At 62.7% G+C, this 3,050-nt stretch carries 4 protein-coding genes and 1 pseudogene; 1 reads left to right on the top strand and 4 read right to left on the bottom strand.

The window, feature by feature from the left end; genetic code table 11:
* The 4 genes and pseudogenes from QZ189_RS10940 to QZ189_RS10925 form a co-directional block, all read right to left on the bottom strand.
* Positions 1 to 251 (bottom strand): annotated as a pseudogene (locus QZ189_RS10940) (ABC transporter ATP-binding protein); the annotation flags it as partial.
* Positions 252 to 280: 29 nt separating this feature from the next.
* Positions 281 to 1,324 (bottom strand): glycosyltransferase, encoded by a 1,044-nt coding sequence (locus QZ189_RS10935; RefSeq protein WP_296421766.1) that lies wholly within the window; start codon positions 1,322 to 1,324, stop codon positions 281 to 283.
* On the bottom strand, positions 1,321 to 2,034 hold the full coding sequence (locus QZ189_RS10930) for a heme oxygenase (biliverdin-producing) (protein WP_296421765.1): 714 nt from the start codon (positions 2,032 to 2,034) through the stop codon (positions 1,321 to 1,323). Before QZ189_RS10930 ends, QZ189_RS10935 begins: the two co-directional genes overlap by 4 nt.
* A 91-nt stretch (positions 2,035 to 2,125) precedes the next feature.
* Entirely contained in the window at positions 2,126 to 2,569 is a 444-nt protein-coding gene (locus QZ189_RS10925) for a hypothetical protein (protein WP_296421764.1), read from the bottom strand.
* Between the two features lie 68 nt (positions 2,570 to 2,637).
* On the opposite strand from QZ189_RS10925, the gene QZ189_RS10920 reads away from it, so the two are divergent.
* Positions 2,638 to 3,050 (top strand): isocitrate/isopropylmalate family dehydrogenase (locus QZ189_RS10920; protein WP_296421763.1); only part of this gene is annotated, 413 nt, incomplete at its 3' end.

Below are 3,050 nucleotides of genomic sequence, written 5' to 3'. Positions count from 1 at the left end.
AGGATGAAGACCAGGATCATCCAGACGCTCTGGTTGACACTGTCCCCACCAAAGACATGGATGCCTGGCAGCCGATCCTCCAGATCGGAATCCACCAAGGAGCCGGTTAGGCGAGCGATCACCGCCACGGATGCCAGATCGATCACACCCGGCACCACCGACAGCGGCACCAACATCCACAACGCCGACCGCCGCCGCCGCGGCAGGTGATTCAGCAGGTGGCGTAGCTGATCGAGGGTTCGGCTGCGCATGGCCTCAAACTATGGCTCCAAGCCAGGCGCTATGGCCGCAAACGGCCAGCCAGCGAACCGATTGGCCTGAGTTTCGACTTCAGCCGGAGTCTCCACAGAGGAGGGGCTTTCAGGGCAGGCTCACCAGCCAAGATCCGGTCCCAGTGCTGGTTGACCGCAACCAAGGCCTGACGCCAATGCTCCAGCAGAGACGCTTCGCTGGAGGCCGCCAAGAGGTCATTGAGCGTCTCGAGCTGGGGCCTCCAGTCCGCGGGCTGTGCCACCGCAGCGCTGATGGCATCGAGATCTGCGGCCAGGGTCCCTGCCCCCAGCTGATGGCCCATCCGGCCTGGCTCCAGGCTGTCGGCCAAGGCATGGTTCAAGCTGCTGAACACCACACAGCCGCAAGCCAAGGCCTCCAAGGGGGGCAGTCCGAATCCCTCCGTGACGCCGCGACCACGCCAGTAATCCGCCGAGTCATACAGCACCACCTTGGCGCTGTTGAACAAATCCACCAGGTCCTCAACCCATCCGGATTGCACCTCAACCCGGAGGCCCTTGGCCTGCAAGGCAGGAACCAACTGCTTCAGGACATAGGCACTGGTCTTGCGCTGCTGCACCAGAACATCAATGCTGCGCTCTCCATCGCCGCACCGCTTTCCCCGTTGCAGCCACTCGGGACTCAGGGCGTTGGGCACCAGGCAAAGCGGATTACGTGGAGCCAGGTCACCCCAATAACCGAGGGTGTTGCGGCTCACCGCCAACACAGGAACAGCAGGCGGCAGGGGAAAGCCATAGCCGCTGCTGTGGGCGTGATACGCACAGGCGCGGCCGCGCAACTGCCGCAGCAACCAGGGGACATCAAAGCCCCAGCTCACAATCCAAAGAGCGCCCCCCGCGCCACCTGGGAGGGGCTCGGCACGCAGCAAGTCAGCAAGGAATGGCCTGCCTTCTTCGCGCTGGCGGTAGGTCACCAGCTCAACGGGCCCCAACCCCGCTAGTAGGCGGGCGGTTTGAAGCTCAACGAGCAGCCCCCCACAGCGAAAGCGACCGGTGGTTCCGGGGACTAAGAAGCGAAGGGGGCGCAAGCTCAGGCAGCGACAGTCTCGGTGCTGCCGGTGCGCTGGCGACGGGTCAGGAAACCAAAGAGCACCTTGCCAATGGCAGCGACGAGGTTGCCCTCGAGCTCCTTGAACATGTTCATGTTCAGGTGGAAGGCCTCGTTGGCCTCTTCCACGATCCGATCGGCCATGGGCTGATCGATCGGCAGGGTGTCCATGGCCGAGCGGTAGGTGCCCTTAAAGGCCTTCTCGTCCGAGATGGCATCGAACTCATAGAAGTGGAGACCGTCATCTCCGGCCAAATTCATCGCTTTCTGGGCGATGTTCTTGAGGATCTGGCCACCGGAGAGATCACCGAGATAACGGGTGTAGTGGTGACCGACGAGCAGCTCGGGTGACTCCTTGGCCACCTGGTGGATGCGCTCGACGTAGACACTCGCCGAAGGGGAGGGCTGGATGTTCTGCTTCCAGTCCGCACCGAAGTAATAGACCAGGTCCTTCTCAAGGGCCTCACGACGGTTCAGTTGCTCAAAGGCGATGGGAGCGAGGACCGGATTGTCTTTCAGCCGGGCGAACTCGTCCTCCATCGCCCCATACACGAAATAGAGGTCGGCCACCAGCTTGCGGTAGCTGGCCTTGTCCACAACCCCCTTGAGGAAGCAGCTCACGAAGCCGGTGTTCTCGGCCATGGTGTGGGATTTCTTGGTCCCTTCACGCAACTGGGCAGCAAGAGCGACAGCCATGTCCTTGGATTCGTGGTCGTGCGATGCCGCACGGTCAGGAGGATCAAGGTAAGGGGGAGGCTGACGGGGGTGAGCGCAAGGTTGCGAAGGGTTACGCCACGTCAGCGGCGCCTGCTCCCGCCTCAAACAGATCAAAGAGCTCGCCGCAGAACTGCTTGAGCTTGAGGGTCACGGACTCCACGGGCAGATGCGAACCAGCAGGACGCCAGTCGCCCAGGGTCGTGAGCCGCCAGCGCTCGCTCTCGTAGGTCAACCCACGAATCGTGACCCCCAAGAGCCTGGGTTTGGCCTCACTGACCCCACCCGCCAGGCTGAGCTGCAGCAAAAAGGAACGGCACTGACTGCGGGGGCTCCAACCGGGCAGATGAAACGACAGATCCAGGGTCTGCTGGTCCTCGAAGGCGCGGGTGTGCGGGTCATCGCGCCAAGGACGCAGATTCGCCCGAGCATCAGGGAAATGCTGACGAAACAGCGCGGCCACAGACGCGATCAGCTGAACCAATTCCAGTGATCGAACCTGGTCGCCTGCATTCATGCGTGCCTCCGGCTGCAGAACCCTGCTTGGCCGAAACCTAGGCTCACCTTCAGTGTTCTGCCGCAGCCATGGCGACCTTCGAGAAGCTCACCGCCCCCAGCCAAGGAACGGCCATCCGCTTCGAGAACGGTCAACCGGTCGTTCCCAACGACCCGATCATTCCCTTCATCCGCGGGGATGGCACCGGTGTCGACATCTGGCCCGCCACCCAGAAGGTGCTGGACGCGGCAATCGCCAAGGCCTATGGCGGTGAACGTCGCATCGAGTGGTTCAAGGTCTACGCAGGCGATGAGGCCTGCGACCTCTATGGCACCTACCAGTACCTCCCCGAGGACACCCTGGAAGCGGTCCGCCAGTACGGCGTCGCCATCAAGGGTCCCCTGACCACCCCTGTCGGTGGCGGCATCCGTTCCTTGAACGTCGCCCTGCGCCAGATCTTTGACCTGTATTCCTGCGTGCGTCCCTGCCGCTACTACGAGGG

This window comes from Vulcanococcus sp. CPBay_Sum15L08_68 (genome assembly GCF_017855895.1).
Taxonomy (GTDB): Bacteria; Cyanobacteriota; Cyanobacteriia; order PCC-6307; family Cyanobiaceae; genus Vulcanococcus.
Note: the sequence above shows the minus strand (reverse complement) of the source record. Positions and strands in the feature narration are given on the sequence as shown.